A 24,477-nucleotide genomic window follows, 5' to 3' on the forward strand; every position below is an offset into this window, starting at 1 on the left:
GGTGTTTGATAATGATAGAAAACGTACTATGGATCGCAGTTGCCCTGATGGTATTATCCTCGGTCATACCTGCAACAAGAGGCATAAAGTTCCTCACAGGCGGGGTGGGGTGGATATTCTTTTCTCTTCATTGGGCATACCAGCCGCTCCATTATATTGAGATCAGTGACTATTTCAATGTAGTACTGACCCTGGCAATTGCTGCCTTCTGCCTTTTCATGGCACATAATATGATACGGGAGTACAGGGAACCTTCGACATCCGGACTGAGCCAGAATACTAATGTTATTCTTATGGTTACGAGCGCAACGGCAATAGGTTCGTTGTTCTACTTCCCTTTCGCGAACATTCCTTCTCTGAACCAGTGGCTCATATCCAATGTGACCAATGCTACAGCCGGTTTGCTTGGCTTCCTGGGTTACAATGTAGAATCAACATGGCATAAGATCACCTATAACGGTTATACTGTACAGATCATACTTGCCTGTACTGCGATCGAAAGCATTGCCCTGTTCACGGGATTGATCCTCTCCATCAATGCGCCTTTCAAAAGGGTCATGTCAGCTTTCATGGTCTCTGTACCTGTAATATATATGCTGAACATCGTCAGGGATGCCTTTGTGATAGTGGCCTATGGGGATCAGTGGTTCGGAGCTGAAAGTTTTGAGATCGCCCATCATGTGATCGCAAAGATCGGTTCAGCCATTGCACTCTTTGTGATCGCTTACGTTGTGATGCGAATATTGCCTGAACTTCTTGACATGATCGATGGATTGTGGCAAATGACAACTAAGCAGATCAGGGAAATAGTACGGAAAAGCTAAGGACCTCTGAAATGTTAGCTAAAGATTCGACCTCATGGATCGCCGTTGTGGGCTTTTTTGCTCTGGCAAGCACAATAGCATCCTATCTTACAGGTCTTGCATTAGTTCGTTACCTGTCATATCTTGGTCTTGCTCTCTTTGTCTTTATGATCTGGTTCTTCAGGGACCCTGAAAGGACAACAAAGATATGTGACCATTGTCTGTTCTCTGCCGCTGATGGTAAGGTCATAGATACAAGCAATGGCAAGGTCTGCGTTTTCATGAACGTTCACAATGTTCATGTCAACCGTGCCCCTATCACCGGAACCATCCGTAGCATAACCCATAAAAAAGGCGGGCATATACCAGCTTTCAATAAGGATTCCGAAAGGAACGAGCGTACGATCACAGTTATTGAAAGCAGCCACGGGGATGTGGAAGTGACCCAGATCGCTGGTGTCCTGGTGCGCAGAATTGTATCATATTTGCAGGTGGGGGACAAGGTGGCTAGCGGACAAAAGATCGGGATGATACGCTTCGGTTCCCGTGTCGATGTGACCATTCCTTCTGATTTTGAGATATCATGCAAGGTCGGTGATCGTGTGTATGCAGGGGTAACCATAATTGCAAAAGAAAAAGGATTCAAGAGGAAATAACAATGATGTTCAAAACCCTCCGGGTCCCGGATCTTGTGACACTTGGAAATGCTCTTTTCGGCATGATGGCGATCTTCAGTGCATGCTCCGGGCATACTGACCTTGCTTTTATATTCATTCTTTTCGCAGCTATTGCTGATGGCATGGATGGTTTCCTGGCACGCAGGCTTCCTAACAGTGCTATCGGTGAGTATCTGGATTCCCTTGCAGATGCCATCTCCTTTGGTGTTGCACCTGCTGCAGCCTTATATTTTATCTATGGGTATTCTCATCCTTATATAATGGCCATTGGAGCATGCTTCTATCTGTTCTGTGGAATAATCCGCCTTGCAAGGTTCAACACAAAACAGAAAACCATCCCTGATTTTGAAGGTCTGCCTATAACCGCATCTGCTGTAGTGATCGCTTCCTATCTGCTCATGGCAGACAGGTATGTCCAGTTCTACGGAGTTATTGCAATTATGCTGTTGCTCTCTTTCCTTATGGTAAGTGAGTATCCTTATCCTAAGTTGAGGGGTCTAAAATCAATGGCTTTTGTAGCCATCGTATTCATTTTACCCATAGCATCTTACATTGTATTGCCTGCATATCTTCCAATATTCTCAACAGCAATGTTCCTGCTTCTACTACTTTATCTTGAATCTCCGATAATGAGGATTCCAAGGAAGTATTATGAGGACTGATGGGGCTTAAGTGGGAAGCTAAAATCGAAATGGGGTTGTCAGCCCCCTTAAATGTCTGATTCTTCAGCCTGAATGGCTACTTCAACAGTTATACCGCGTTCGTTCGCATCCACAATGATCGTACATCCTTCGGGAGCTTTGCCTTCAACGATCAGTTTTGCAACTGCTGTCTCGACCTCGTTCTGAATGACACGCTTTAGCGGACGTGCTCCGAAAGACTCACTGTATCCTGCATCTCCAAGATAATGCTTTGCACCATCGGTGATCTCAAGGTCGATCCTCTTGTCCTTAAGCCTGTGTACAAGGTCTGCTACTTTGATATCCACGATCTGTATAAGCTGGTCCTTTGTCAGTGGCCTGAAGATCGCCAGCTCATCGATACGGTTGATGAACTCCGGTCTGAAGTGTTTGGTCAGCTCGTTCTGTGCCATCTCCTGCATACTGGCGTAGTCTTCACCCTTCTCAAGCTTTGAGATGGCGTAGTCCACGCAGATGTTCGATGTCATGATGATCAACGTGTTCTTGAAGTTCACCGTCCTTCCGTGTGAATCTGTCAGGCGTCCGTCATCGAGTATCTGGAGCATGACATTGAGCACATCATGGTGGGCCTTTTCGATCTCATCGAACAGGACTACGGAATATGGTCTCCTGCGTACTGCTTCGGTAAGCTGCCCGCCTTCCTCGTGACCGATGTAGCCAGGTGGTGCACCGATCAGCCTTGAAACGGTGTGCTTTTCCATGTACTCGGACATGTCGATGCGTATCATGTTGTTCTCATCATCGAAGAGCTCAGTTGCAAGTGCCTTGGCAAGCTCTGTCTTACCCACGCCGGTAGGTCCGAGGAAGATGAAGCTTCCAATAGGTCTCTTGGGGTCCTTGATGCCTGCATAGGCGCGGATGACCGCGTCAGAAACTGCCTTTACTGTTTCATCCTGTCCTATCAACCTCTCATGGAGCTTGTCTTCCAGGTGGGTGAGCTTCTCACGTTCTCCTTCCATGAGCTTCGTGATCGGGATGTTCGTCCACTGGCTGACCACCTGTGCGATATCCTCTTCGCCAACCTCTTCTTTCAGAAGCATATCTTCCTGTTGCTCCTGAAGCTTTGCCTCTTCCTCATTATACTGGTGTTCAAGAGGTGCCAGGGTGCCGTATTTCAGCTTAGATGCCTGTTCGAAGTCTCCGCTGTTCTCTGCCAGCTCAAGCTGGATCTTGATCTCTTCGATCTGCTGCTTCAAGGAACTCAGGTTTGCGATGATGTCCTTTTCTCCCTGCCATTTTGCACGCATGGCATCGGATTCGGCACGAATGTCCGCAAGTTCTTTCTCAAGGTCTGCAAGTCTTTCCTTTGAAGCCGCATCCTTCTCTTTTTTGAGTGCTTCGCGCTCGATCTCCAGTTGCAGGATCTTCCTGTCGGCTTCGTCCAGTTCCGGTGGTTTGCTGTCTATGGATGTCCTGACCTTTGCAGCTGCCTCGTCCACAAGATCGATAGCCTTGTCCGGCAGGAACCTGTCCGAGATGTAACGGTCGCTGAGAACCGCTGCTGCCACAAGGGCAGTATCCTTAAGTCTCACTCCATGGTGGACCTCATATCTTTCTTTCAATCCTCTGAGGATGGATATGGTGTTCTCAACATCCGGCTGGTCCACCAGTACGGGCAGGAAACGCCTCTCAAGAGCCGCATCCTTCTCAATGTACTTGCGATACTCATCAAGGGTCGTAGCACCGATGCAGTGCAGTTCTCCTCTCGCAAGCATTGGTTTTAGCAGGTTGCCTGCATCCATGGCGCCTTCAGTGGCGCCTGCACCTACGATGGTGTGCAACTCATCGATAAAGAGAATGATCTGTCCTTCCGATTCTGCAACTTCCTTTAGGACCGCCTTGAGACGTTCCTCGAATTCTCCCCTGAACTTTGCTCCTGCAATAAGTGAACCCATGTCCAGTGCGATGATCTTCTTATCCTTCATGGCATCGGGAACATCCCGTTTTGCAATACGTAGTGCAAGACCTTCAACAATTGCGGTCTTTCCGACCCCGGCTTCTCCGATGAGGACCGGGTTGTTCTTCCTGCGCCGGGAAAGGATCTCGATGGTGTGCCTTATCTCCTGGTCCCTTCCGATCACAGGGTCAAGTTTTCCCTGTGCAGCAAGTTCGGTAAAGTCAATGCCGTATTTCTTGAGCGGTTCCATGGTGTCTTCGGGATTCTCACTTGTAATGCGACGGTTCCCCCTTAGTTCTTTTATTGACTGTAAAGCAGCTTCAAGTGTGATCCCTGCCTCTTCAAGTATGCGATAGCTGGGGCTTCCTTTCTCTTTTAGTAATGCAATGAGCAGGTGCTCAACACTGACATATTCATCGTTCATGGAGCGAGCTTCCTTGTCAGCAGTATCGAGTACCCTGTTATATGACTGACTTACGTAAGCCTGCTCGCTTCCCGGACCTGAGACCTGTGGCAGTCCTGACAAATGCTGCTCGAGCTTTCGGGCAATTGCCTGTGTGTCAGAGCCCATGTTATTAAGAAGTGTAGGCACAAGGCCGCCATCCTGTTCCATTAATGCAAGGAACATGTGTTCACAATCTGTCTGTTGATTGTGGTATCTTGCAGAAACGGTAAATGATCTCTGGACGGCTTCCTGTGCTTTCTGTGTAAAACGGTTTAGATCCATTCGAACCTCCTTATGTTATGGTCATGTAATGGTTTGTTCTACTTCATGTGATCAATATATGGATTACATGCGCGTACTCAACAATGACCCAATTGCATCTTGAAGCATACTCCCCTTGCTCACTTGATGGCATAATTGTAGTTTCAGGTCACAACTGGTCATATTTGTGAACTGCATGATTTAACACTTCAAATTATCTATCTTGGTATTTAAACGTTGTGTACAAATTGCAAATTAAACTATATTTTATAGTTTTCATATTCATTTTATCGACATGATATGTACAAAAGTAAAAAGGTATATATGTTTTGAAAGCAATGTATTTTTGATGGCTCGTCAGATCATCCTTATCAATATCGAAAAACCTGTAGAAAAGGACCTCGAGAAAGACATTCATTGGTTTTGTGATAGTTTTGGGCTTTCCTCAGGTAGGGATGTCGAAGATATTTCCAAAAAGATTGTCATGGACCTGCTTTCAAATCTGGCTCGTGATGAAGGAGTTACTTCTGAAATGCTTGCAAGATCCTTGGATATAAGTTTATCCAGGGTAAATCATCACCTTCGCAACCTTATGGGTTCGGGTCTTGTCTATCGAAGGAAAAAAATGCTATATCTTCGTGGCGGGAGCCTTAAAACTGCTGTCTGTGAAATGAGAAAAGATTCTGAAAGAATATTCGATGAGCTGGAAAAGATCGCAGAAGAGATCGATGATGAGGTTGGTCTGAGGAGCAGATGAGCTTCTTCTTCTTCTTCTTCTTCTTCTTCTTCTTCTTCTTCTTCTTGATTTTCGATTGTCTGGTTTCATCCTTAGGTAGCCTTATATATTGCCTGCTTATATATTATCTATTGAATTATTGTGGGGTACAATTGTTCATATTGGGTTTCAGGGAGGCCTTCTATTACTGTAAATGGTGAATCTGATGTGAAAGATGAGCTTGGTGTAGATTCGCTGGGATCTTGTCTTAAAGAAAGGTGCAAGGAAGAAATAGCCGGGCACCATGGTACAGAGGACCTGATCAAAGAGAATGAGACCCTTCTAAGGAACGTCTTGGAATCTACTGATGATGGTATCTCCTTTTTTGATAACGACGGGACTATCCGGGTAGTGAACAACAAATTCAGAGAGATCTGGAATATTCCTGATGATGCAGACACTGGGAAGAACTATGTTGATGCATTTGTAAAATATGGTGTACCTCAACTGGAAAATGCTGATCATATCCTTTCAAAGGTCCGCAGATTTTCGACTTTGATGGAATATGATTCCGATGTCCTTTATTTCAGGGACGGTCGCATCTTTGAGTACCATCTTTTTCCTGTTATTACTGATGGTGAAGTCAAGGGACATGTCTGCAGTTACCGGGACATAACGATTAGAAAGAAGGCAGAATCGAATCTTCAGGAATATGCACGGGAACTGGAACATTCAAATGAGCTTAAAGATCTCTTCACTGACATTATACGTCATGACCTGCTGAATCCTGCAGGTCTGGTTAAAGGATTTGTGGAGATCTTGCTTAAAAGGGAGTTCGATCCGGATACCACTGAAAAGCTCCGTACCATTAAAAGAAATAATGGAAAGCTTATTGATATGATCGAATCGGCTTCCAAGCTTTCAAGACTGGAATCTATCAGTGAGCTGGAATTCAAAGAACTGAATGTTGCTGCTGTTCTGAGGCTTGCAATACAGGTTCTCAATAGTCAGTTTGCTAGTAAACATATCATTCTTGAGAACAATGCAGCCGGAAAATACAATGCAAAGATAAGTCCGGTGTTGGAAGAGGTTTTTGTGAACCTGCTTTCAAATGCGATAAAATACAGTCCTGAGGAAAGCAGGGTCATTATTGACATCCTGGATAATGGCGATGAGTGGAAGATAACGGTAACTGATTTTGGAGAAGGAGTTGCTGATGAGGACAAGCCTTTCGTGTTCGAGAGGTTCAAACGTGCTACTAAGGCTGCTGTGAAAGGTACAGGTCTGGGTCTTGCTATTGTCAAAAGGATAATTGACCTTCATGGTGGCGAAGTGGGAGTTGAGGACAACCCTAAAGGAAAAGGAAGTGTTTTCTGGGTGACTGTAAAGAAGGCCTGAGGATAACTATTGCTTTCATGGGTTTCAGGTAACCGTATTGGCTTTATATTTTCAGGTCAATTTCGTTGCAGTAATGATCATGGTAGGTAACATATGGCCGAAAACACAATAACCGAAAGGGATAACGTATTTTTTGAAGCTGGAATCAAACTTGGAGCTTTGTATCATCAGTTCACCGGCTCTCCTGTGAGCCTGAAGACGGTGGAAAGTCTTGAGACTGCTATTGCACAGAGTATCTCCGTGCAGCCTTGTGTGGAGCAGATTACTGTTTCTATCGACAGGGATATGGTACGTTCAAAGCTTAATGATGAGTTCGGTTACTGTGAATTGGAAGGTCGTATGCTCAATGTCCAGATCGATGTAAAATACGGGTCCGTAAGAGCTCATGTCTCAATGGAGTTCAATAAAGAGCTGGATTACCCGTTAATGAAAATAGATAAGGTCTACTGACCGCTTTTTTAGTCAGTCTAATGGGAAAGGGGTCAGATGGAAGTGAAACCTTCCACGACCTTTTTGTTCTGCTCTTCTGTTCCAATGGTAATACGTATGAGTGAATCTCCTGCATTGGCAAAGGAAGTACAGTCACGCACAATGATCCCTTTTTTGAGCAATTCTGTGGTAACATCACGTGCCTTGTGCGGAGCTACGTCAACAAGGATAAAGTTTGCCTGGGTGTCATATACTTTGAACGGGATGTTATCCTGAAGATATTTCTTGCCCGTACGTGCCAGCTCAATGCTTTTGTTGAGGTGCTCGGTATCTGATAGTGCAGCAACACCTGCAGCGACTGCTGCGGAGCTTACATTGAATGGAGTTGCTATCTTCATGTATTCTTCCTTGAGCCATATTGGAAGCATGCCGTATCCGATCCTCATGCCAGCAAGGCCGAATGCTTTTGAGAATGTCCTTCCGACAATGATGTTGTCATATTTTGGAACAAGGTGTGCGATATTCTTGTCAGAAAATTCCACGTATGCTTCATCAACGAATACAAGGGCTTCAGTGGCTTCTGCGATTCGTAGTATATCCTCTTCCGGTACTACATTACCTGAAGGGTTGTTGGGTGAACACAGGAAGATGATCTTTGTCCGTGGTGTGATAGCATCGAGTACTTTTTCAACGTCCACTGAGAAATCCTCTTCACGCTGTACGTAAGCAGGAACTGCGCCGTTTGCACGTGCGGATATCTCGTAGTAGGAGAACGTCGGTGTTGTAAGGATGACCTCATCACCACGGCTTATGACAAGTCTTGTGAGTCCGTCCAGAAGTCCGTCCATACCGGGACCTGAAGCCACAATATGATCTGCAGGTATGCCGGTGTATTCGGATATCGCTTCCACGAGCTCACGTGCATCGGCTGAAGGATAAATGCTGATCCCCTGTGCATCTTTTATGAGCGCTTCCACTGCTTTTGGTGACGGTCCCAGAGGGTTCTCGTTCGAACCGAGTTTAATGACTGACGCAGGGTCCAGTCCGTATGCTTTTACAATATCATCAATTGATTTGCCGGGAACATATTTTGCAATTGATGCAATCTCTTCTTTTATCAGTTCATATCTGGGCAAGCACATCCACCACCATGTCGATCTGTTCTTTGGTGATCACAAGAGGAGGTGCGATACGGATGACTTTCTCGGATGTGCAGTTAAGGAGTATGCCATTTTCCCTTGCAAGATCCACGATGTCTGCACAGGGCTTGTTGATCTCCACGCCGATCATGAGACCGCGTCCGCGAACTTGCACTATGTTGTCGAGTTCAAGTGACCTGAGCTTGTCCATGAAATACTCGCCCATCTGTGCCGAGCGTTCCACAAGGTTCTCGTCCCTGATCACATTGATGGATGCAAGAGATGCAGCACATGCCAGTGGTCCGCCTCCGAAGGTTGCAGCGTGCTGGCTCTTTCCAAAGGATACGCCATCACGTGCCACAATAGCACCCATTGGGAATCCTCCACCTATTGCCTTTGCCATGGTCATAATGTCAGGAACTACCTTTGAATGGTCTTTACAGAACCACTTTCCTGTCCTGCCAAAACCGGTCTGGACCTCGTCGAATATCAGGAGCATGTCGTTTTCATCACAGATCTCACGTACCTCTTTGAGGTACTCATCAGATGGGACATTGATACCACCTTCTCCTTGTATGGGTTCGACAATGACTGCTGCAGTGTCTTCTGTTATTGCATCCCTGATCGCCTGTGCATCGTTGTAGGCAACGAACTTTTCCCCCTGTATAAGAGGTTCAAATGGTGTCCTGTAAATGGATTTGTGTGTTACTGTGAGGGAGCCCATTGTCCGGCCGTGGAATGAGTGTTCCGCTGCGATGAACTCGGTCTTTCCTGTTGTGACCCTTGCCAGTTTCATTGCAGCCTCAACGGCTTCGGTACCGGAGTTACAGAAGAATGCACGGCCCATGCCGGTAATATTGACAAGTTCCTCGGCAAGGCCTGCCTGCACATCGGTATAATAAAGATTTGATACGTGTATGAGCTTCTCCGCCTGCTTGCTGATCGCTTCGACGACGCGAGGGTGGCAGTGTCCCACATTGTTCACGGCAATTCCTGCCACACAATCAATGAACTCATTACCGTTGATGTCGCGGACAACTGAACCTTTCCCGCTCTCAAGTGCGATGGGCTGGCGTGTGTATGTCTGCATTACGTACTTTTCATCCTGTTCTACAATTGATTCGTAATCTTTTGATAGGGTAGTCTCTTTGGTCATAGAATACCTCTGAATTAGTTATGTTCGTCAAATATCGAGTGTCATCAATTCTTTCTCATTGAGGACATCCTCTTCTTCACGCTCGAAGACGATCCCGCCTGATGCTCTCATGACACCGTCCACACGTGCGCTTTCATGTATCCTTATGGAATTGGCATTGATCTCTCCAAGGACGTGTGTACCTTTATTGATGTGTACATTTCCACGTGAAACGATGTTACCGTGTATGGTGTTGTTCTCACCAAGGTTCACTGTGTTCATGGTACGTATACTTCCGTAGAGCGTAGTGCCATTTGCCAGATCAAGTGAAGTGGCGCGGATGTTTCCCACAAGGCGGCAATCACTTCCGATAACCGCATTTGAAGGAACTCTTATTGAATCGATGGATATCTTGGAGCCGTTTGGTATGATCATGGCAGCAGTGCCGATGGTCTCAACTTCTTCGTCGAACATCTCACTTAATGCCTTTTCGACCTCTTCGTCCTTGCCCATGCGTAAAAGTTCGGTCAGGTACAGGAAAAGATATGCTATTACAGGGACCGGATTCCTTACAACGATCCATCCCTTTGCCTCGAATCCGTCACTGATCTTTACATTGTTGCCTATATCAAGGTCACCTTTTACCACAAGTTTCCCGTCAATGGAGACAAACTCTCCGATGTAGGCGTTCTCTTTGGTCTTGACAGTTCCGCCAATGTGGGACCAGATATCGATCCTGATGTCTGATCTGGCATTGATATCGCCGGAAACCTCGACCCTTTCTCCGAGGATCGCAGAATCAGCTATCAGGCCATATCGTACATCTGAATGGTTACCTACTATGATGTCTCCATCCAGCACGATATTGTGCTCTTCCATTTTTGTATTGTCCGGAATGACAAACGTTTTAAAGAGTTCCTCTTCTGCGATGATTTCACTCTCCGACGAGATGAATTTGAGGCGATATATAAGTTCACAGCTTATTTAACCTGTTGCTATATGTATATTTTGACGTTAGGTACTTACCACAGGATCCTTTGGATGCCTGCAGGATTTACTGCTCACATCCGCAACGTACATCCACTGCAGCGCCTGTATCAAGCGCTTCTACCTCATCGGGTGAAAGCAGGAGCTGTCCGGTAGCAATGGCCTTATCGTTCTCATCAACAATGATGACCTCATCACCGCTTCGAAGACCGGGGTCTATGGATGTCACATGTTTTGCGAATGTGGTCTTTCCCTTTGAAACAAAAGGTACTGCATCATCGCATACTGCCACCCTTAAGGCTGGCGCAGGAACATGTGCGTGGATCGCTGTAGCCGCTTCCATGCTAAGTGTGAGCATTCCATCCCTTGCTCTTGCTGTTGCAATACGCTTGCCATCGATCATGATCTGCCTGATGCGTTTTGTCCTTGAGAGCTGGAAGGTTACGTCATCAGAAAAAAGAATGTCTCCGCATCCCTTGCCGAACTGGTAGTCAGCCATAATACGAACTTTTTTGATCATCTTCGCTTTTTTATCCATGGGCGCAAGATTAAGGATAGAACTTAAAATGGTTGACGGTCGGATATTAAAAAAGGCGTTGCAATAAAATCGTCCTAGCCTCTTTTATATTTAAATGATATCGAACATCTTTAAATATTATTATACCAATCTATTATTTGAGGAAGCGGACAGATTGCTTGCAAACTTTTGTGTTGTAAATGACTGTAATCAAGCAAACCATTCATCCCCTCAAACAAAGCCGTTTCCTCACTCTCTTGTAGTCTTTTCATAATATCTTTCTACTGATCATTTCTTTGATGTTCTCTTAATTTCTCTTAATATTAGACAACTCTAAGCAAAGCTATGTTGTTCTAATATCCTGGCAGCTCTGTCCTTAAGATAATTTAGGTCAGATCAGCCTTTAACAACACCAAGAGGCATCATTCTGGCAACCTTTCTTGCGATACCAAGATCATGCACAACATTGACGACATCACTGCTGGACTTGTAAACGCTAGGTGCTTCCTCCGCGATCATGGATGGATGTGCAGCCCTGACTATGATCCCGCTTTTCTCAAGTTCGCTCTTGATATCTTCCCCGTAGAATTCCTTCTTTGCATGGGCACGGCTCATGACCCTGCCGGCTCCATGGCATGCACTTCCGAAAGAGATGTCCATTGAAGCTTCCGCTCCGTGAAGTACGAACGAAGCTGTTCCCATACTTCCTGGTATCAATACCGGCTGGCCGACATCGCGGTATGCCTGTGGAACGTCCTTATGTCCCGGTGGGAATGCTCTTGTAGCTCCTTTCCTGTGGACGTAGACGTTCTTTTTCTTACCATCCACGTTATGTTCTTCCAGTTTTGCCACATTATGTGCAACGTCATAGACAAGGTCAAGCCCGAGCTCATCGATGTCGGACCTGAATACTTCTGAAATGATCTCCCTGGTCCAGTGGGTGATGATCTGCCTGTTGTTCCATGCATAGTTGGCAGCGCATATCATGGACCTGAAGTAGTTCTGTGCTTCATCGGACTGTGCCGGAGCACATGCAAGTTGTTTGTCAGGAAGTGCGATCTTGTACTTCTTTGCAGCCTGTGAGATGGTACGCAGGTGATCGGTGCATATCTGATGACCGGTGCCTCGTGAACCGCAGTGGATCATGAAGGTTACCTGTCCTTCTTCCAGACCAAAGTTATCAGCAACTTCCTGGTCGTATATCTTATCGATATACTGTGCCTCAAGGAAGTGATTGCCGCTGCCCAGGGTTCCTGCCTGCGGTCGTCCTCTCTTGCGGGCCTTAGCGCTGATGTGCCTTGTATCCCCGCCTTTTATGCATCCGCCACCTTCACAGTGTTCGAGATCTGCCTCCACACCATATCCATTCTCAACAGCCCAGCGGGAACCATGCAGGAAAATATCATCCAGCTCACTCTCAGAAGCCCTTATGCGGCTCTTGGAACCTACGCCTGCAGGCACGGCCTGGAAAAGTTTATCGGTGAGCTCTTTCATCACCGGGCGGACGTCTTCAACAGTGAGGTTAGATCGAATAAGGCGCACTCCGCAGTTGATATCAAACCCCACTCCTCCAGGGCTGATAACTCCTTCTTCCTCGTCAAAGGCGGCAACGCCTCCTATGGGGAACCCGTATCCAAGATGTGCATCCGGCATCGCCATGGAATATTTCTGTATTCCTGGGAGCATTGCCACGTTTGCAACCTGGTCGAGTGCTTCCGGTTCGAGGTCGTGGATAAGTTTGTCTGAGAGGTATATCCTTCCGGGGACGTTCATTCCCGGTTTCGATCCGATCGGGATCTCCCATATATTATCGTCTATCCTTTTGAGTGATTCCTTTATGTTGCCTGCATCTTCCATGCGTTTCCCTCCCACTGTAATGTTGAACTATTACGGTCCCTGATTTGATCATGTGTCAACCGTTACCTGTACCATGAAACCTTCCGGAATTTCCTCTGCCTTCAGGTTATTGTAGGTCACAGCTTTGACCTCGGTATCGATCTCGTGTTTTTCAAGATCGATCTCTTCACCGCTTGCGTGTGCTGATATTGTGTATTCGCTATCCACCTGTGTAATGCTCTCCACTTTGAACTCCCCGAAGGCTATGAAATCCACTTCGAAGAGGAACAGAAGTTCTGAGAGCCAGTCAACCAAAAGATCGTCTATGTCAGGTGCTGTAAGTTTGATTTCCTCTGTGTGTTTGCAGTCAACCTTTGATGTATTGATCATTACATTGAACATGGCAACAGCTGCGTTCTCAAAAGCCTCTTCCATTGTTTTCCCGTAGGCCTTGAACTTTGCATCCGCCGTGTGTTCAAGATATTCGTATTTCAGGTCAGGAAACTGCATATTTTTAAAATGGTCTTTGCTCTACTTTAAACTATTCCAAAAATAATCGGGATCAGAAGACTAAAACGATTAGAGGCGCTTCCATATGCTGCCCATTCTCTGTATCGTTGTTATATGGCTTCCAAGTCCAATAACGATAATACTCCAGCCTATCATTGTGTATCCCAGGACAGGTTCGCTATAGATGTAATAGGCTACTGAAGCAAGCAGTATAAGTGCAAGTCTGTCAGCCCTGCCCATGATGCCACCGTAGAATCTTCCAATTCCAAGGGCCTGTGCCTGTGTTCCGAGATAGCTTACCAGCAAGACCAGAATGATGGTTATGGTGCCGATCTGCCACTGTACATGCCCGCCGAAGAACATTCCGCAGATGATGAACACATCGGAATAACGGTCGATGACATGGTCAAGGAAGTCACCTTTCTTGCTATCGGTACGAAGATATCTTGCAACTGCACCGTCCAGGGCATCAAAGGAAGAATTGAGCCCGACAAAAAGGATGGCTGCAAGTGCAAAGAATGGTCTTTCGACCGAGAAGTAGAAGCAGATGCCTGCCAGTACTGCGAATCCAAGGGAAGCGAGTGACAGGGAATTTGGTGATATCCTCCTGTTTGCGAGTGCTATAGCTACCGGGTTCAATATCCTTGTAGCAGCTGGTCTTAATGCATCAATGGTCATGGACTTTCCTTTATTAGGCTCTTTCTTATTAGTTGTTATGGTTTTTCCTTGATCTTCACTTCTTTGCAAGATCGACCAGGTATTTGATCCTGCAGGAATGCTCTATCTGTGTTGTTACCACGTAAGCATCAGCAAGCGTCTTGCCCACTGCGAAGGTGCCATGGCTGTATGCGATCGCTCCTCTGTGGTCGGATAATGCTTTTGCCGCCCCTTCTGCCAGTTCGGCGGACCCCATCATTCCCTTGAAAATGGGTATCTCATGAAGGAAGTGCATACCTTCACTGTCAATAGGGACAATGCTGTCCGAATCCGCAATAAGCGTCTGGGCTACCGAATAAGGGCAGTGTGCATGCAGGATAGCAAGCGCAGGCGTGTTCCTGTAAATGGCACGGTGCACGATGGTCTCTGTGGATGCGATAAGGTCAAGTTCTGATGTTCCCTCAACGGGAACTTCCACCACACTGTTCTCAGTGATCTCATCAAGTGCTGCACCACTTCGTGTTATTATCATTTTGTTCGCGATACGCACGCTGATATTTCCAAAATTGGACTCGACCAATCCGTGGTCGACCAGCTTTTTCCCATATTTTGCCATTTCCTGCCACATGATGTTTCTACTATGCTAAAATCAACCATAACATTTATTTGTTATCATGCATTGTATGGGTACGTTTCAATAGCGCCTCGATGGCTCAGCCCGGCAGAGCGAGTGATTTGTAATCACTAGGTCGCGTGTTCAAATCACGCTCGAGGCTTTTTTCTTATTTTCTTTAAGTTTTTTGATGCGTAGTGAAGGGTCGGTCTTTATTTCGGCCAATTTCTGCTAGCTATCTCTGAAACAGTGAAGTTAATTACACATCCATTCTTTCGACAACTAAAATCCCTTAAGGAATTTTCGAATATGATCTTTAAACCCCACCACCTCCTGTTCCTTGCAACAACCGTCTTCTTTGCAATGGCAGGGGGTGCCATACTTGCACCAGTATTGCCACAGATGGTGGAACCATTAAACAGCACTCCTAATGAAGTAGCACAGCTCATGGCGGTCTACACCATCTCCACAGCTATCTTCTCTCTTATCATCGGGCACTTTGTTGATCGTGTGAACAGGAAGGCAGTGCTTGTACCCTGTCTTGTCATCAATGGATTGATGGGGCTTTTCAGTTTCTTTGCAACAGACCTGCAGACCCTGCTTATATTGAGGTTTGTTCAGGGTATAGGGATCGCCGGGATGATGTCACTGGTGATGCTGGTGATAGGGGATGTTTATAAAGGGCTTGACCGGGTTCATTCAATGGGCAGGGTCAGTATGGCAATAGCCATTGGTTCGGTTACAGCACCCCTTATTGGTGGTGGGTTGGCCACCATCGGGTGGAACTATCCTTTCCTCTTCTATGTCCTGTCACTACCATTTGCCTTGTTGGTTTTCCTGTTGCTTCCTGAAACAAAGGAATGTGATGGATCCTATGGTGGCGGATTGGGAAATGCAGTTCGTGAACTTCGGGATTTCAGGATACTTTACACCGTGTTCCTGAGCTTTGCTATCTTCTTCCTGTTGTTCTCGATCGTTGTCTTCCTTCCATTCATGCTCAAGGATGTTTTCGGATTTGCTGCAAAAGAGGCAGGGATGGTGCTTTCCATTCAGGGAATTGCCATCATCATGGTGGCATCTAACATAAAGAAGCTTGCAGAAAAACTTCCATTGATAGTCCTCATAGGTATAGGTTTTTCACTTGTAGGAATATCCATTTCCCTTATTTCATGGACAGGTTCTCTTCCTGTACTTTTCCTGTTATTGCTGGTGTTTGGCGGCGGGTTCGGGCTTTGCCAGACAGCTATTGACTCCCAGATAATCCAGATCTCACCACCACAGTCCCGCGGAGGGGTCCTTTCCATTCACAATACCATGAAATATGTAGGTCAGAGTGCTTCACCTGTGGTCCTGGGCATCATATTGCTTTACTTCGACCTGCATATCGTGTTCCTGCTTTCAGGTATCTTTGGAATACTTGTGGCAGTCGCGACCCTGGTATTCAGGGGAAGGTTTGTCGTGGAAAGTAATATCTAATTCAAAACTGATGATCTATTGAATGTATTATGATCTCATAAGGACGAAACTTGGAACTGTACTGGTAGCCGGAGATTCTGAAGGGTTGAAGGTGCTGAACATTCAGGGTGGCAAGAGGAAATATACCATTCCCTCTGACTGGGAGCAGAATAGGGCTTTCTTTAAGGAGGTCGGAGAACAGCTAAACCAGTATCTTGAAGGGGAGTTGAAGGAATTCGATGTAGAACTTTCGCCAGAAGGTTCCGATTTCCAAAAGGCGGTTTGGGATGCTTTAACAAAGATCCCTTATGGCAAGACTGTATCCTATGGGGCTGTAGCTGAAATGATCGGCAAGCCAAAAGCTGCAAGGGCAGTTGGGCTTGCAAATTCTTTGAATCCGATCCAGATCATCATCCCATGCCACCGTGTTGTTAGTTCTTCAGGAAAACTGGCAGGGTATGCCGGCGGACTTGATGTAATGATGGAACTTCTTGAGCTTGAAGGTATAAAGACCAAAGATAACGGGTCTGGGAAGTTCAGCATCTAACTAATGGGATCTTCATCAGTGAAAAGTAGATATTCCATTTATGGTATATGCCTGTGAAAAAGGATATTATGGGACATGGGTCGATCCATTGTCCCATTGATCATTATCCACCCGAAGATGTCTCAGAAGTCGAATAAGGTCCTTTGAGGCTTTGCTTTTGCAGCTGGTTTTTGGTCTGGCTTTGGATCATCCTTTGGAGCCGAGTTCACTGTCTTTGAAGTTTCTTCAGCTTTTGAATTTCCGTTGGAAGCAGCACTTTGCATTATCTGGTTCAGGTCCATCTGCTTTTTATCCTGTACCTTCTTCACTGCTTTCTTCTCAAAGAAGACCGGAGCATCGTCATTGCCATAGGTGCTGCGTTGTGCCTGTGCAAGATCATTGATCTTCTGTATTCCTTTTGTGACCTTCTTGCCACCGGTAAGGTACACCATCTCATCGACGTTCAGGTCAAGGTTCACAGCAACGTCTACTGCATAGGCATCGTCCTTCAGCATCCTGCCGTACAGGTGCGCCAGGTCTGTGCGGGAATATCGCATGGACTCGTTGCAATGGTCACCGATCCTGGAGGCAATATTGTCCCTCATGTCACGTTTTGACCTTAGCTGACCCATTTTACGCCAGAATGACGGTGGCTGGTATTTTGTAAATCCACGACTGACATGTGACTTAGATACTACTGTCCCGCAGGTCATGAGGACGCCTGCATACCTCCAGAGGCGGTAGCTCTGTCGTTTTCTCACACGACCAAGATACCTGTCTGCCTTTGAAAGATGCCTGTATCCAGTTATCAAATCCTCTTCGGTTCCTTCCTGGGTGCCATATTGTAATGGCAGGTTCTCATCGATCCAGTGTATAAGGTTCTCCGGTGTCTCATCCAGGCCATATGTTGCCTGCAATGCGCTTTTTGGGTCAGTGCTCTTGAAGATCTTCCCGAGGGCTTTGAAGATCGATTCCTTCGTATCCCTCTCGGATGTGGCGATGTCTTCAATGTAGATCTCGTCCCTTCCCAATGCCACAGCCTGAAGGTCCTTGACAGCACTTCGCATGTCTCCGCCGGCGTTGTCGGCTAATTTCTCAAGGACACCAACACCGCACATGATCTTCTCTTCAACGCATATTTTCTTGAGCGCCGGTATCATTGACCTGCCCTGCACAGAATTGAACTTCAGCTCAATGCAGCTGGAGCGTATCGAAGGTGTAAGTCCGTAGAGGTCGTTGGCAATGAGCACGATGGGCTGGTCAGTTGTTTTGATAATGCTGCCCACAGCACGGGCTCCTCCCCTGTCTGCATTTCCGTGCATGTTGTCAGCTTCGTCCAGAATGATCAGTCTCTTTGTGGAAGTGCCGGTAAGTGAGCTCATCTTTGCTGCAGAACCTGCGACCCTTTCAATAGCACCGGCTGTTCGCTGGTCGCTTGCATTCAGCTCGATGGTCTCCCAGTCGAAATCCTTTGCAAGTGCATGCGCTGCGGATGTTTTTCCAACTCCGGCAGGTCCGTGAAGTATAACTGCACGCTTTTCCGGCACTCCGGAGAGCCATGACTCTGCCCACTCGCGCATATCAACGATTGACTTCTTGTTCCCCACAAGATCTGATAGGGATTTGGGCCTGTATTTTTCAACCCATTCGATAGATTCTTCCATCTGTGATCATACCTTCAATAAAAGGGAAAATTAATTAATGTTTGCATCTCTTTGTTGATTCTGATTAATATCATTTCTGGCAGGTGACCCGGCATGTAGAACAATAGCACGACAAGTCTTATGGATGTTGTCCGGAAAAGGGCTCTTTCAAACACTGCAAAGGTGGCTATTGGTGTACGTGATCCGACACCTAAGATGATCTCCAGTATTGAGAATGCACACAATGAAGGATATGCACACGTTATTCTTGTAGGGGATAAGCAGGAGATCGATGTTATTGGCACTTCCCTGGAGATCATTAACACCCATGAGCCGGAGATCGTTCTTGGTGACCTGTTGGCATCGGGTTCAGTTGATGCAGCGGTCAGAGGGACTGCGAAAGCCTCGGATACTCTTTCCCATCTTAAGAAGGTACTGAAGATAGAGCGGTTGCACCGGATGGCCTTTCTTTTGACCTCCGAAGGTGTGCCATTTTTCCTCGCACCTGTGGGGATCGATGAGGGCAATGACCTCTCGGACAAGATAACCCTTGTTAAGCTTGGTGTGGAGCATATGCGCAGGTTTGGAGTTGAGCCGGTGGTAGGGGTGCTCTCGGGTGGCAGGATGGGCGATCTTGGAAGGCATGAGAAGATCGATCGCACACTTGCAGATGCTGACTTCCTTGCAAGCAGGCTTCGGGAAAATGGTATATGTGCAAAGCATTATACAATACTCATTGAGGACGCCATAAAGGAAGCGAACTTCCTCTTTGCTCCGGATGGAATTACCGGTAACCTGATATTCAGGACACTTGTGTTCCTTGGAGGAGGAGACGGTATTGGTGCACCGGTATTAATGGACGACCATGTCTTCGTGGACACATCACGTGTGGGTGGTCACTACACAAAGGCGATCATGCTTGCAAGTGCCCTTGTGGATATGAAAAACGAGAGAAACAGATCTTGATTATATGAGGTGTTGACATAGAAAACGTTGCATGTGGCTGGCCTGTTGTGAAAGGAGATTGCATTGCCGGAAATAACGATTCCTGTATTGCAGTTATAACCCTTGCAAGCTCATTTGAACCTTATGAGGAAGCTGCCATGTGGGGTAGCTGCAAGACCGAGAACCTTGGTGCAGAGAAGATCATCATAAACACGGTCTCAAATTCAAATATCAGGTATCTCCTTATATGTGGCAATGAATCCAGAGGTCATCTTGCAGGTAGAACACTTATTGCACTTCACAAGAACGGCATAGATGAGGATGGGCGGATCATCGGGTCGGATGGCGCGATCCCCTTTATCGAGAATATCAGCAGGGATGTCATTGAGCGTTTCCAGAATCAGGTACGTCTCATTGAGCACATAGGCTTGGTCGACATTGATGAGATCCGCCGGATCGTTGATGAGTATAAAGAAAAAGAAGGTCCGTATCATGAAGCAGCTTTCGTTGTCGAGAGCGCCAAAAAGAAAAGTAGGCCAGTTATGGATGTCACTTCCGGTGATATCATGGTATCAGGCAATGTAATGCTGGATTCAACTTCCGGTATTGTCTGTGAGGTAAAGTCGAATTAAGTATCATTTAATTGTTATTTTCTCATTGTTATATTTCGTAGAGGTAATGTTCATGTTCAGGTTCCAGAAAGAGCAGGAGATCGTTAATATTGCAGGTGTTAAGATCGGAGGTCAGCCCGGTGAGCTGGCAACAGTGCTTGCAGGTACTATATTCTATGAAGGTCACAGCATCGTGGAAGATGCAGATGCCGGTATATTTGACAGGAAAGAGGCAGAGGCCCTTGTGAACATGCAGGATTCCATGTCCGATGAGACTGGAAATCCATCGATCGTCCATATCTTTGCCAACACTTTTGAGAGTATGCAGAAGTACATCGATTTTGTTACCTCCGTAAGCGATTCTCCATTTATCATCGATTCCCCACAGCCTGCTGTGAGGATGGCTTGCGCAGAATATGTGACCGACATCGGACTTGCCGACAAGACTATCTACAATTCTATTAATATGAGCATCACCGACGACGAATTCGCTTCCCTGGCAAATTCCGATATTGACAGCTCCATTATTCTAGGTTTCAATGCAATGGACTCCTCCCTTGATGGCAGGATGGCATTGCTGGAGAACGGCGGTAAACTGATGGACAGGGGTCTGCTGGATATTGCTGAGGAATGTGGTATCAAGAACATCCTGATCGATCCGAGCATTACTCCTATGGGTGATGGTGCAGGCATTGCTCTTCGTATGACCATGACAGCAAAGGCGAAATGGGGATATCCCGTAGGTTCCGGGATCCACAATGCTCCTTCTTCCTGGAGCTGGCTCAAGGCTAAAAAGAAGGAAGATCCACTGGTCTATAAGATGTGCGATATAGGTACGGTTTCCATGCAGCAGCTTGCAGGCGGTGATTTTGTGCTCTATGGCCCTATCGAGAATGCACGTTACACCTTCCCGCTGGCCGCCATGGCTGACATCATGATCGCAGAGGCATCTTCAGATCTTGATATCGAGCCATCATCCTCACACCCCCTTAACCTGCTGGTGTGATCTCCTTTTTGGAAATGCTTATGTATCCCCTGCACGCATATTCTTTTTAGCTTTCCAGGGTTGATGCAGCATGAAAGAACTTAAGATCAGTATATCTGATGAGTTGTATGAGGAACTATCTACTGTTCCTGATAAGGATTCCTTTTTGATAGAACTTCTTGAGAACAAGCTGAAAATATCTGGTGAGGATAATGCCGGCTCTGTGGAAGATGCCGAAGAGCCTTGTTTTGAAGAACCGCAGGACATTGCTGGAATAACAGATGATGTTCCTGATGGTGGCAATGATATTGACGATCAGGCTACAGAAGTTACTGGTGCTGAGGATGCCGGTGAAGAAATTCCTGAGGAAGCATACTTTGAACTTGAAGACGTCTTTGAAGAGGAAGACATAATCGCTGATGATGAGGAAAATGAGCTTACTTTATGTTGCAATTGCAGTCTTGTAGGTCCGGATGATCTTGAAGATTGCAAAGGACCTGTCCTCGATGTCGACTTTGCAGATCCTGGTGAGGAGAGTTCAAAGTCAGTTTCAGAGTTAATTCCTTCTACTGAAAAGGAAAACAATTCCTCTATTGAAAAGATGGCCTGTTTCGAGAGCATCATCGTTGATCTTATAGATCGTATCTGTGAGCTTGAGGGGCAGATCATTGATATGAGTACCAACGTTCAGTTCCTTAAGGAGAGGTCCATCTTATCCGATATTGGGGGCAATAAAGCCGAGTCGGATCCAGTCTTTCCGGCAAGATCCGGTAGCATTGTGGCAGAAATACATGAAGAAGCAGTTCCATATGCTACTCTTTCCTTTCCGGAGTTGAAGATCCCGCCGGAATTGCTATCTGATGTTGAAGTTCCGGTAGCAGAAATTGAACACGATGATGTTATGGAAACTCCAATGGAGAGTCGTTCTCCGAATGTTCCGGAAGCTGCCGTTAAAGAAGCTTCTTTTTCGGAACCATTTAAACCTGTGCTATTCGATACTGATACCTCATCACTAACCTCTTCACAGACTCCAACGGCAATTCCAGTGCAGCAAATCCCATCATTACAGGATAGTGAGATTGCTACTGATAATATGAAGAATGATGGTCTTGAGCAACATCCTTCCCAGGCAGCTAAGCCCGATGCACCTGTTCCGGCTGTAAATGCTCCGGTTGCGGACAAGCTTGAAAGCTGTATATTTGCTTATCTTTCATCTGGTTCTGAGGTTAAGAAAGATGTGATCAAAAGTCTTCTTTCCAAGAGATATCTGGATAACGAAGTGGAGTCTAAGATAGATCAGCTTCTTTCAGCAGGGAAGATCTCCAATATTGTAAAGGATGACAGGGTCTACCTTATGAGGCTTCCTGAAAAGGAATCTGCATGATCTTGTTTTGCAAATTGCATCAGGCTATAGTTCAAAGATCATAACTTATGATCGGATCATAAGCTTGTCATAATCTGAGATTAAAAATAAGGATGTAAAAAAAGGAATAAGCTGCTTAAACAGCAGCTTTAGTTCCTGATAGCTCCCCTGTTTGCGGAGCTAACTGTTTTTCGATATCTTGAAAGGTAGCCGGTGACTTCCTTCTCGACCGGTTTGAAATCTGCCCTTCTCTTTTCCAGTTCCTCTTCTGAAACATTGAGCTCAAGCTTCCTTGCAGGCATGTCGATCTCAATGATGTCGCCTTCCTGTATCAGACCGATAGGTCCGCCTTCGTAGGCTTCCGGTGAAATGTGACCGATACATGGTCCTCTTGTACCGCCTGAGAATCTTCCGTCTGTGATAAGTGCTACTGAATCGATAAGCCCCATTCCTGCAATGGCTGATGTTGGTGAGAGCATCTCACGCATACCGGGACCTCCTTTTGGTCCTTCGTACCTGATGACAACAACATCTCCTGACTTGATCTCGCCTTTCATGATGGTAGACATTGCATCTTCTTCACTATCGAATACCCTTGCAGGACCTGTGTGCCTGAGCATCTTCTCATCTACAGCTGCCTGCTTGACAACTGCTCCGTCAGGTGCAAGGTTCCCTTTCAGGACCGCAATTCCGCCTTCTTCGTGGAGTGGAGCGTCAAGTGTTGTTATGATACGGGCGTTCAGTTTCGGGTTGACGATCACGAATTCCTCGACATTTTCGCCAATGCTCTTTCCGGTGATGGTCTTCTCATCAAGATTGAGCTTTGTTCTAAGCCTCTTCATGATCGCATGAACTCCACCGGCTCTCTCAAAGTCTAGCATGAAATTCTCTCCACCTGGTCTGAGTCCGATCAGGTGTGGGGTTGTCTTGCTAAGATCATCGAACTTCTCAAGTGGAAGCTCAATTCCGAATTCATGGGCGATGGCAGGTAGGTGAAGTGTGGTGTTTGTGCTGCCTCCGACTGCAAGGTCTACCATGATGGCATTCTCAAAGGACTTCTCTGTGACGATCTGGCGTGCAGAAACTCCTTCTTTTACAAGCTCTACGATCCTTTCACCGGAATCTTTTGCAATACGCATCTTCTTTGCATCAACTGCATGTGCAGTTGCACAACCGGGCAGACTGAGTCCCAGTGCCTCTGTCATGCATGCCATGGTATTGGCTGTGAACATTCCGGCACAGGATCCTGCACCACAGCAGCAGAGATCTTCAAGCTGTTTCAGTTTTTCGGATGAGACCTTACCGCTCTGGCATGATCCTACGCCTTCGAAGACGGAAACGAGGTCAGTATAATTGTCATCGACATATCCTGGCAGCATTGGACCGCCTGTGACGACTATTGCCGGGATGTCAACTCTTCCTGCAGCCATGATGTGTGCAGGTGTGATCTTGTCACATGATGTTACCATGACCATACCGTCCATCTGCTGACCCTGTATCATGATCTCAATGGTGTCCTCGATGGCTTCCCTGCTTGGGAGGGAATATTTCATTCCTTCATGTCCCATCGCGATACCATCACAGATGCCTATGGTATGGAATTCGAAAGGAACACCGCCTGCATTGCGAATGCCGGCCTTTACCGCTTCTGCAACCTTGTCAAGGTGGATATGTCCCGGAATGAACTCTGTCCAGGAATTCACAACAGCTATGAACGGCTTCTTCATTTCAGAATCGGTAACCCCTATCGCTTTCAAAAGCGAACGGTTTGGTGCACGTGCATCTCCTTTCTTTGTATTGTCACTTCTCATATGATAACCTCAGTAAAACTCCATGACGTACTATCCTACATGATTAAAGTATAAGTATACTATGATAATCTGATATTCAAAAGGTTCATTTATAAGGTATCCTTCCATTCCTGGAAATCGGGGATACTGAAGTTCACACAATTGAGAGCGAAGAGTGCCGGATGTTGGGATGGGAGAACGAAATGCTTGGGGCGAAGGTCTCGAAAATGGAGACTTTGATTGGTGATGTTATTGCAAGGGTTGTTGAAGATGCACTTGCAGATAAGATGAAAAAGAGTGAGTTTCTGTGATCAGGGACTAACAAAATACAAATCTTGTCTGTCGTACTTTACATTACCTGAAGCAGAATGCAGGAGCGATAAGCTGTTTACTCTTAATGCTCATGTTCGGGGAAAAGCTGGATGAATGAGAACAGGAT

Annotated in this window: 23 protein-coding genes and 1 tRNA gene; 13 read left to right on the forward strand and 11 right to left on the reverse strand. The window is 46.3% G+C overall.

The window, feature by feature from the left end:
* The first annotated feature begins 11 nt into the window (after positions 1-11).
* The 3 genes from artA to BMX02_RS04850 are packed head-to-tail and all read left to right on the forward strand — an operon-like array spanning position 12 to position 2,142.
* A complete protein-coding gene (artA, locus tag BMX02_RS04840; protein WP_091689561.1) occupies positions 12-824 on the forward strand; it encodes an archaeosortase A in 813 nt (270 codons plus the stop codon).
* Positions 825-835: 11 nt separating this feature from the next.
* Positions 836-1,459 carry a phosphatidylserine decarboxylase gene (locus BMX02_RS04845; protein ID WP_091689562.1) on the forward strand — a complete coding sequence of 208 codons (624 nt, stop codon included), beginning with the start codon at positions 836-838 and terminating at the stop codon, positions 1,457-1,459.
* 2 nt (positions 1,460-1,461) lie between these two features.
* A complete protein-coding gene (locus BMX02_RS04850) occupies positions 1,462-2,142 on the forward strand; it encodes an archaetidylserine synthase (RefSeq protein ID WP_091689563.1) in 681 nt (226 codons plus the stop codon).
* Between the two features lie 47 nt (positions 2,143-2,189).
* Here BMX02_RS04850 and clpB read toward each other — a convergent pair whose 3' ends face one another.
* The gene (gene clpB, locus BMX02_RS04855; protein ID WP_091689564.1) at positions 2,190-4,805 is read right to left on the reverse strand and encodes an ATP-dependent chaperone ClpB; all 2,616 of its coding nucleotides are present in this window, start codon (positions 4,803-4,805) and stop codon (positions 2,190-2,192) included.
* Between the two features lie 328 nt (positions 4,806-5,133).
* Here clpB and BMX02_RS04860 point away from each other — a divergent pair, with 328 nt between their 5' ends.
* The 3 genes from BMX02_RS04860 to BMX02_RS04870 all read left to right on the forward strand — a co-directional run bounded on the left by BMX02_RS04860 (position 5,134) and on the right by BMX02_RS04870 (position 7,347).
* Positions 5,134-5,541, forward strand: a complete 408-nt coding sequence (locus tag BMX02_RS04860) for a winged helix-turn-helix domain-containing protein (protein ID WP_091689565.1) — start codon at positions 5,134-5,136, stop codon at positions 5,539-5,541.
* A gap of 186 nt (positions 5,542-5,727) precedes the next feature.
* Complete coding sequence (locus BMX02_RS04865) at positions 5,728-6,897, forward strand: sensor histidine kinase (RefSeq protein WP_167879249.1); 1,170 nt, start codon at positions 5,728-5,730, stop codon at positions 6,895-6,897.
* A 93-nt stretch (positions 6,898-6,990) separates the two neighbouring features.
* Positions 6,991-7,347, forward strand: coding sequence for a dihydroneopterin aldolase family protein (locus BMX02_RS04870; protein WP_091689567.1), 357 nt, complete (start codon positions 6,991-6,993; stop codon positions 7,345-7,347).
* A gap of 32 nt (positions 7,348-7,379) precedes the next feature.
* Here the strand turns inward: BMX02_RS04870 and hisC are convergent, their stop codons facing one another.
* The 8 genes from hisC to BMX02_RS04910 form a co-directional block, all read right to left on the reverse strand.
* A complete protein-coding gene (hisC, locus tag BMX02_RS04875; RefSeq protein WP_091689568.1) occupies positions 7,380-8,462 on the reverse strand; it encodes a histidinol-phosphate transaminase in 1,083 nt (360 codons plus the stop codon).
* The gene (locus BMX02_RS04880) at positions 8,449-9,621 is read right to left on the reverse strand and encodes an acetylornithine transaminase (protein ID WP_091689569.1); all 1,173 of its coding nucleotides are present in this window, start codon (positions 9,619-9,621) and stop codon (positions 8,449-8,451) included. The genes hisC and BMX02_RS04880 overlap by 14 nt, the downstream gene beginning before the upstream one ends.
* A 27-nt stretch (positions 9,622-9,648) precedes the next feature.
* Positions 9,649-10,479: a polymer-forming cytoskeletal protein gene (locus tag BMX02_RS04885; protein ID WP_091689570.1), complete on the reverse strand. Its 831-nt coding sequence runs from the start codon at positions 10,477-10,479 to the stop codon at positions 9,649-9,651.
* A 175-nt stretch (positions 10,480-10,654) separates the two neighbouring features.
* Complete coding sequence (locus tag BMX02_RS04890) at positions 10,655-11,125, reverse strand: PUA domain-containing protein (RefSeq protein ID WP_091689571.1); 471 nt, start codon at positions 11,123-11,125, stop codon at positions 10,655-10,657.
* Positions 11,126-11,500: 375 nt separating this feature from the next.
* Positions 11,501-12,961 carry an RtcB family protein gene (locus tag BMX02_RS04895; RefSeq protein ID WP_091689572.1) on the reverse strand — a complete coding sequence of 487 codons (1,461 nt, stop codon included), beginning with the start codon at positions 12,959-12,961 and terminating at the stop codon, positions 11,501-11,503.
* 48 nt (positions 12,962-13,009) lie between these two features.
* On the reverse strand, positions 13,010-13,450 hold the full coding sequence (locus BMX02_RS04900) for an archease (RefSeq protein WP_091689573.1): 441 nt from the start codon (positions 13,448-13,450) through the stop codon (positions 13,010-13,012).
* Positions 13,451-13,519: 69 nt separating this feature from the next.
* Positions 13,520-14,128, reverse strand: a complete 609-nt coding sequence (locus BMX02_RS04905; RefSeq protein WP_091689574.1) for a CDP-alcohol phosphatidyltransferase family protein — start codon at positions 14,126-14,128, stop codon at positions 13,520-13,522.
* Positions 14,129-14,183: 55 nt separating this feature from the next.
* Positions 14,184-14,735 (reverse strand): aldolase, encoded by a 552-nt coding sequence (locus BMX02_RS04910; protein ID WP_091689575.1) that lies wholly within the window; start codon positions 14,733-14,735, stop codon positions 14,184-14,186.
* A 74-nt stretch (positions 14,736-14,809) separates the two neighbouring features.
* On the opposite strand from BMX02_RS04910, the gene BMX02_RS04915 reads away from it, so the two are divergent.
* The 3 genes from BMX02_RS04915 (at position 14,810) to BMX02_RS04925 (ending at position 16,722) form a co-directional block, all read left to right on the forward strand.
* Positions 14,810-14,883: transfer RNA gene (locus tag BMX02_RS04915), tRNA-Thr, on the forward strand.
* 146 nt (positions 14,884-15,029) lie between these two features.
* Positions 15,030-16,196 carry an MFS transporter gene (locus BMX02_RS04920; RefSeq protein WP_091689576.1) on the forward strand — a complete coding sequence of 389 codons (1,167 nt, stop codon included), beginning with the start codon at positions 15,030-15,032 and terminating at the stop codon, positions 16,194-16,196.
* Positions 16,197-16,218: 22 nt separating this feature from the next.
* Positions 16,219-16,722, forward strand: coding sequence for a methylated-DNA--[protein]-cysteine S-methyltransferase (locus BMX02_RS04925; RefSeq protein WP_091689577.1), 504 nt, complete (start codon positions 16,219-16,221; stop codon positions 16,720-16,722).
* Positions 16,723-16,844: 122 nt separating this feature from the next.
* On the opposite strand, the gene BMX02_RS04930 is transcribed toward BMX02_RS04925, so the two are convergent.
* Positions 16,845-18,365, reverse strand: coding sequence for a replication factor C large subunit (locus tag BMX02_RS04930; protein WP_091689578.1), 1,521 nt, complete (start codon positions 18,363-18,365; stop codon positions 16,845-16,847).
* A gap of 120 nt (positions 18,366-18,485) precedes the next feature.
* On the opposite strand from BMX02_RS04930, the gene mtxX reads away from it, so the two are divergent.
* The 4 genes from mtxX (at position 18,486) to BMX02_RS04950 (ending at position 22,269) form a co-directional block, all read left to right on the forward strand.
* Positions 18,486-19,310: a methanogenesis marker protein Mmp4/MtxX gene (mtxX, locus tag BMX02_RS04935; protein WP_091689579.1), complete on the forward strand. Its 825-nt coding sequence runs from the start codon at positions 18,486-18,488 to the stop codon at positions 19,308-19,310.
* A 17-nt stretch (positions 19,311-19,327) separates the two neighbouring features.
* Positions 19,328-19,921: a tetrahydromethanopterin S-methyltransferase subunit A gene (locus tag BMX02_RS04940; protein WP_091689580.1), complete on the forward strand. Its 594-nt coding sequence runs from the start codon at positions 19,328-19,330 to the stop codon at positions 19,919-19,921.
* Positions 19,922-19,973: 52 nt separating this feature from the next.
* Entirely contained in the window at positions 19,974-20,906 is a 933-nt protein-coding gene (gene mtrH / locus BMX02_RS04945) for a tetrahydromethanopterin S-methyltransferase subunit H (RefSeq protein WP_091689581.1), read from the forward strand.
* A gap of 70 nt (positions 20,907-20,976) precedes the next feature.
* Positions 20,977-22,269, forward strand: a complete 1,293-nt coding sequence (locus BMX02_RS04950; RefSeq protein ID WP_091689582.1) for a hypothetical protein — start codon at positions 20,977-20,979, stop codon at positions 22,267-22,269.
* A gap of 128 nt (positions 22,270-22,397) precedes the next feature.
* Here the strand turns inward: BMX02_RS04950 and ilvD are convergent, their stop codons facing one another.
* Positions 22,398-24,059, reverse strand: coding sequence for a dihydroxy-acid dehydratase (gene ilvD, locus BMX02_RS04955; protein WP_091689583.1), 1,662 nt, complete (start codon positions 24,057-24,059; stop codon positions 22,398-22,400).
* Positions 24,060-24,477: the final 418 nt, after the last annotated feature.

The sequence above is a fragment of the Methanococcoides vulcani genome, from assembly GCF_900111645.1.
Taxonomy (GTDB): Archaea; Halobacteriota; Methanosarcinia; order Methanosarcinales; family Methanosarcinaceae; genus Methanococcoides; species Methanococcoides vulcani.

Excerpts from the sequence above, each read along its gene's own strand:
- artA (WP_091689561.1), top strand. The coding sequence starts at position 12 with ATGATAGAAAACGTACTATGGATCGCAGTTGCCCTGATGGTATTATCC.
- BMX02_RS04845 (WP_091689562.1), top strand. The coding sequence starts at position 836 with ATGTTAGCTAAAGATTCGACCTCATGGATCGCCGTTGTGGGCTTTTTT.
- BMX02_RS04850 (WP_091689563.1), top strand. The coding sequence starts at position 1,462 with ATGATGTTCAAAACCCTCCGGGTCCCGGATCTTGTGACACTTGGAAAT.
- clpB (WP_091689564.1), bottom strand. The coding sequence starts at position 4,805 with ATGGATCTAAACCGTTTTACACAGAAAGCACAGGAAGCCGTCCAGAGA.
- BMX02_RS04860 (WP_091689565.1), top strand. The coding sequence starts at position 5,134 with ATGGCTCGTCAGATCATCCTTATCAATATCGAAAAACCTGTAGAAAAG.
- BMX02_RS04870 (WP_091689567.1), top strand. The coding sequence starts at position 6,991 with ATGGCCGAAAACACAATAACCGAAAGGGATAACGTATTTTTTGAAGCT.
- BMX02_RS04880 (WP_091689569.1), bottom strand. The coding sequence starts at position 9,621 with ATGACCAAAGAGACTACCCTATCAAAAGATTACGAATCAATTGTAGAA.
- BMX02_RS04885 (WP_091689570.1), bottom strand. The coding sequence starts at position 10,479 with ATGGAAGAGCACAATATCGTGCTGGATGGAGACATCATAGTAGGTAAC.
- BMX02_RS04890 (WP_091689571.1), bottom strand. The coding sequence starts at position 11,125 with ATGGATAAAAAAGCGAAGATGATCAAAAAAGTTCGTATTATGGCTGAC.
- BMX02_RS04895 (WP_091689572.1), bottom strand. The coding sequence starts at position 12,961 with ATGGAAGATGCAGGCAACATAAAGGAATCACTCAAAAGGATAGACGAT.
- BMX02_RS04900 (WP_091689573.1), bottom strand. The coding sequence starts at position 13,450 with ATGCAGTTTCCTGACCTGAAATACGAATATCTTGAACACACGGCGGAT.
- BMX02_RS04905 (WP_091689574.1), bottom strand. The coding sequence starts at position 14,128 with ATGACCATTGATGCATTAAGACCAGCTGCTACAAGGATATTGAACCCG.
- BMX02_RS04910 (WP_091689575.1), bottom strand. The coding sequence starts at position 14,735 with ATGTGGCAGGAAATGGCAAAATATGGGAAAAAGCTGGTCGACCACGGA.
- BMX02_RS04920 (WP_091689576.1), top strand. The coding sequence starts at position 15,030 with ATGATCTTTAAACCCCACCACCTCCTGTTCCTTGCAACAACCGTCTTC.
- BMX02_RS04925 (WP_091689577.1), top strand. The coding sequence starts at position 16,219 with ATGTATTATGATCTCATAAGGACGAAACTTGGAACTGTACTGGTAGCC.
- BMX02_RS04930 (WP_091689578.1), bottom strand. The coding sequence starts at position 18,365 with ATGGAAGAATCTATCGAATGGGTTGAAAAATACAGGCCCAAATCCCTA.
- mtxX (WP_091689579.1), top strand. The coding sequence starts at position 18,486 with ATGGATGTTGTCCGGAAAAGGGCTCTTTCAAACACTGCAAAGGTGGCT.
- mtrH (WP_091689581.1), top strand. The coding sequence starts at position 19,974 with ATGTTCAGGTTCCAGAAAGAGCAGGAGATCGTTAATATTGCAGGTGTT.
- BMX02_RS04950 (WP_091689582.1), top strand. The coding sequence starts at position 20,977 with ATGAAAGAACTTAAGATCAGTATATCTGATGAGTTGTATGAGGAACTA.
- ilvD (WP_091689583.1), bottom strand. The coding sequence starts at position 24,059 with ATGAGAAGTGACAATACAAAGAAAGGAGATGCACGTGCACCAAACCGT.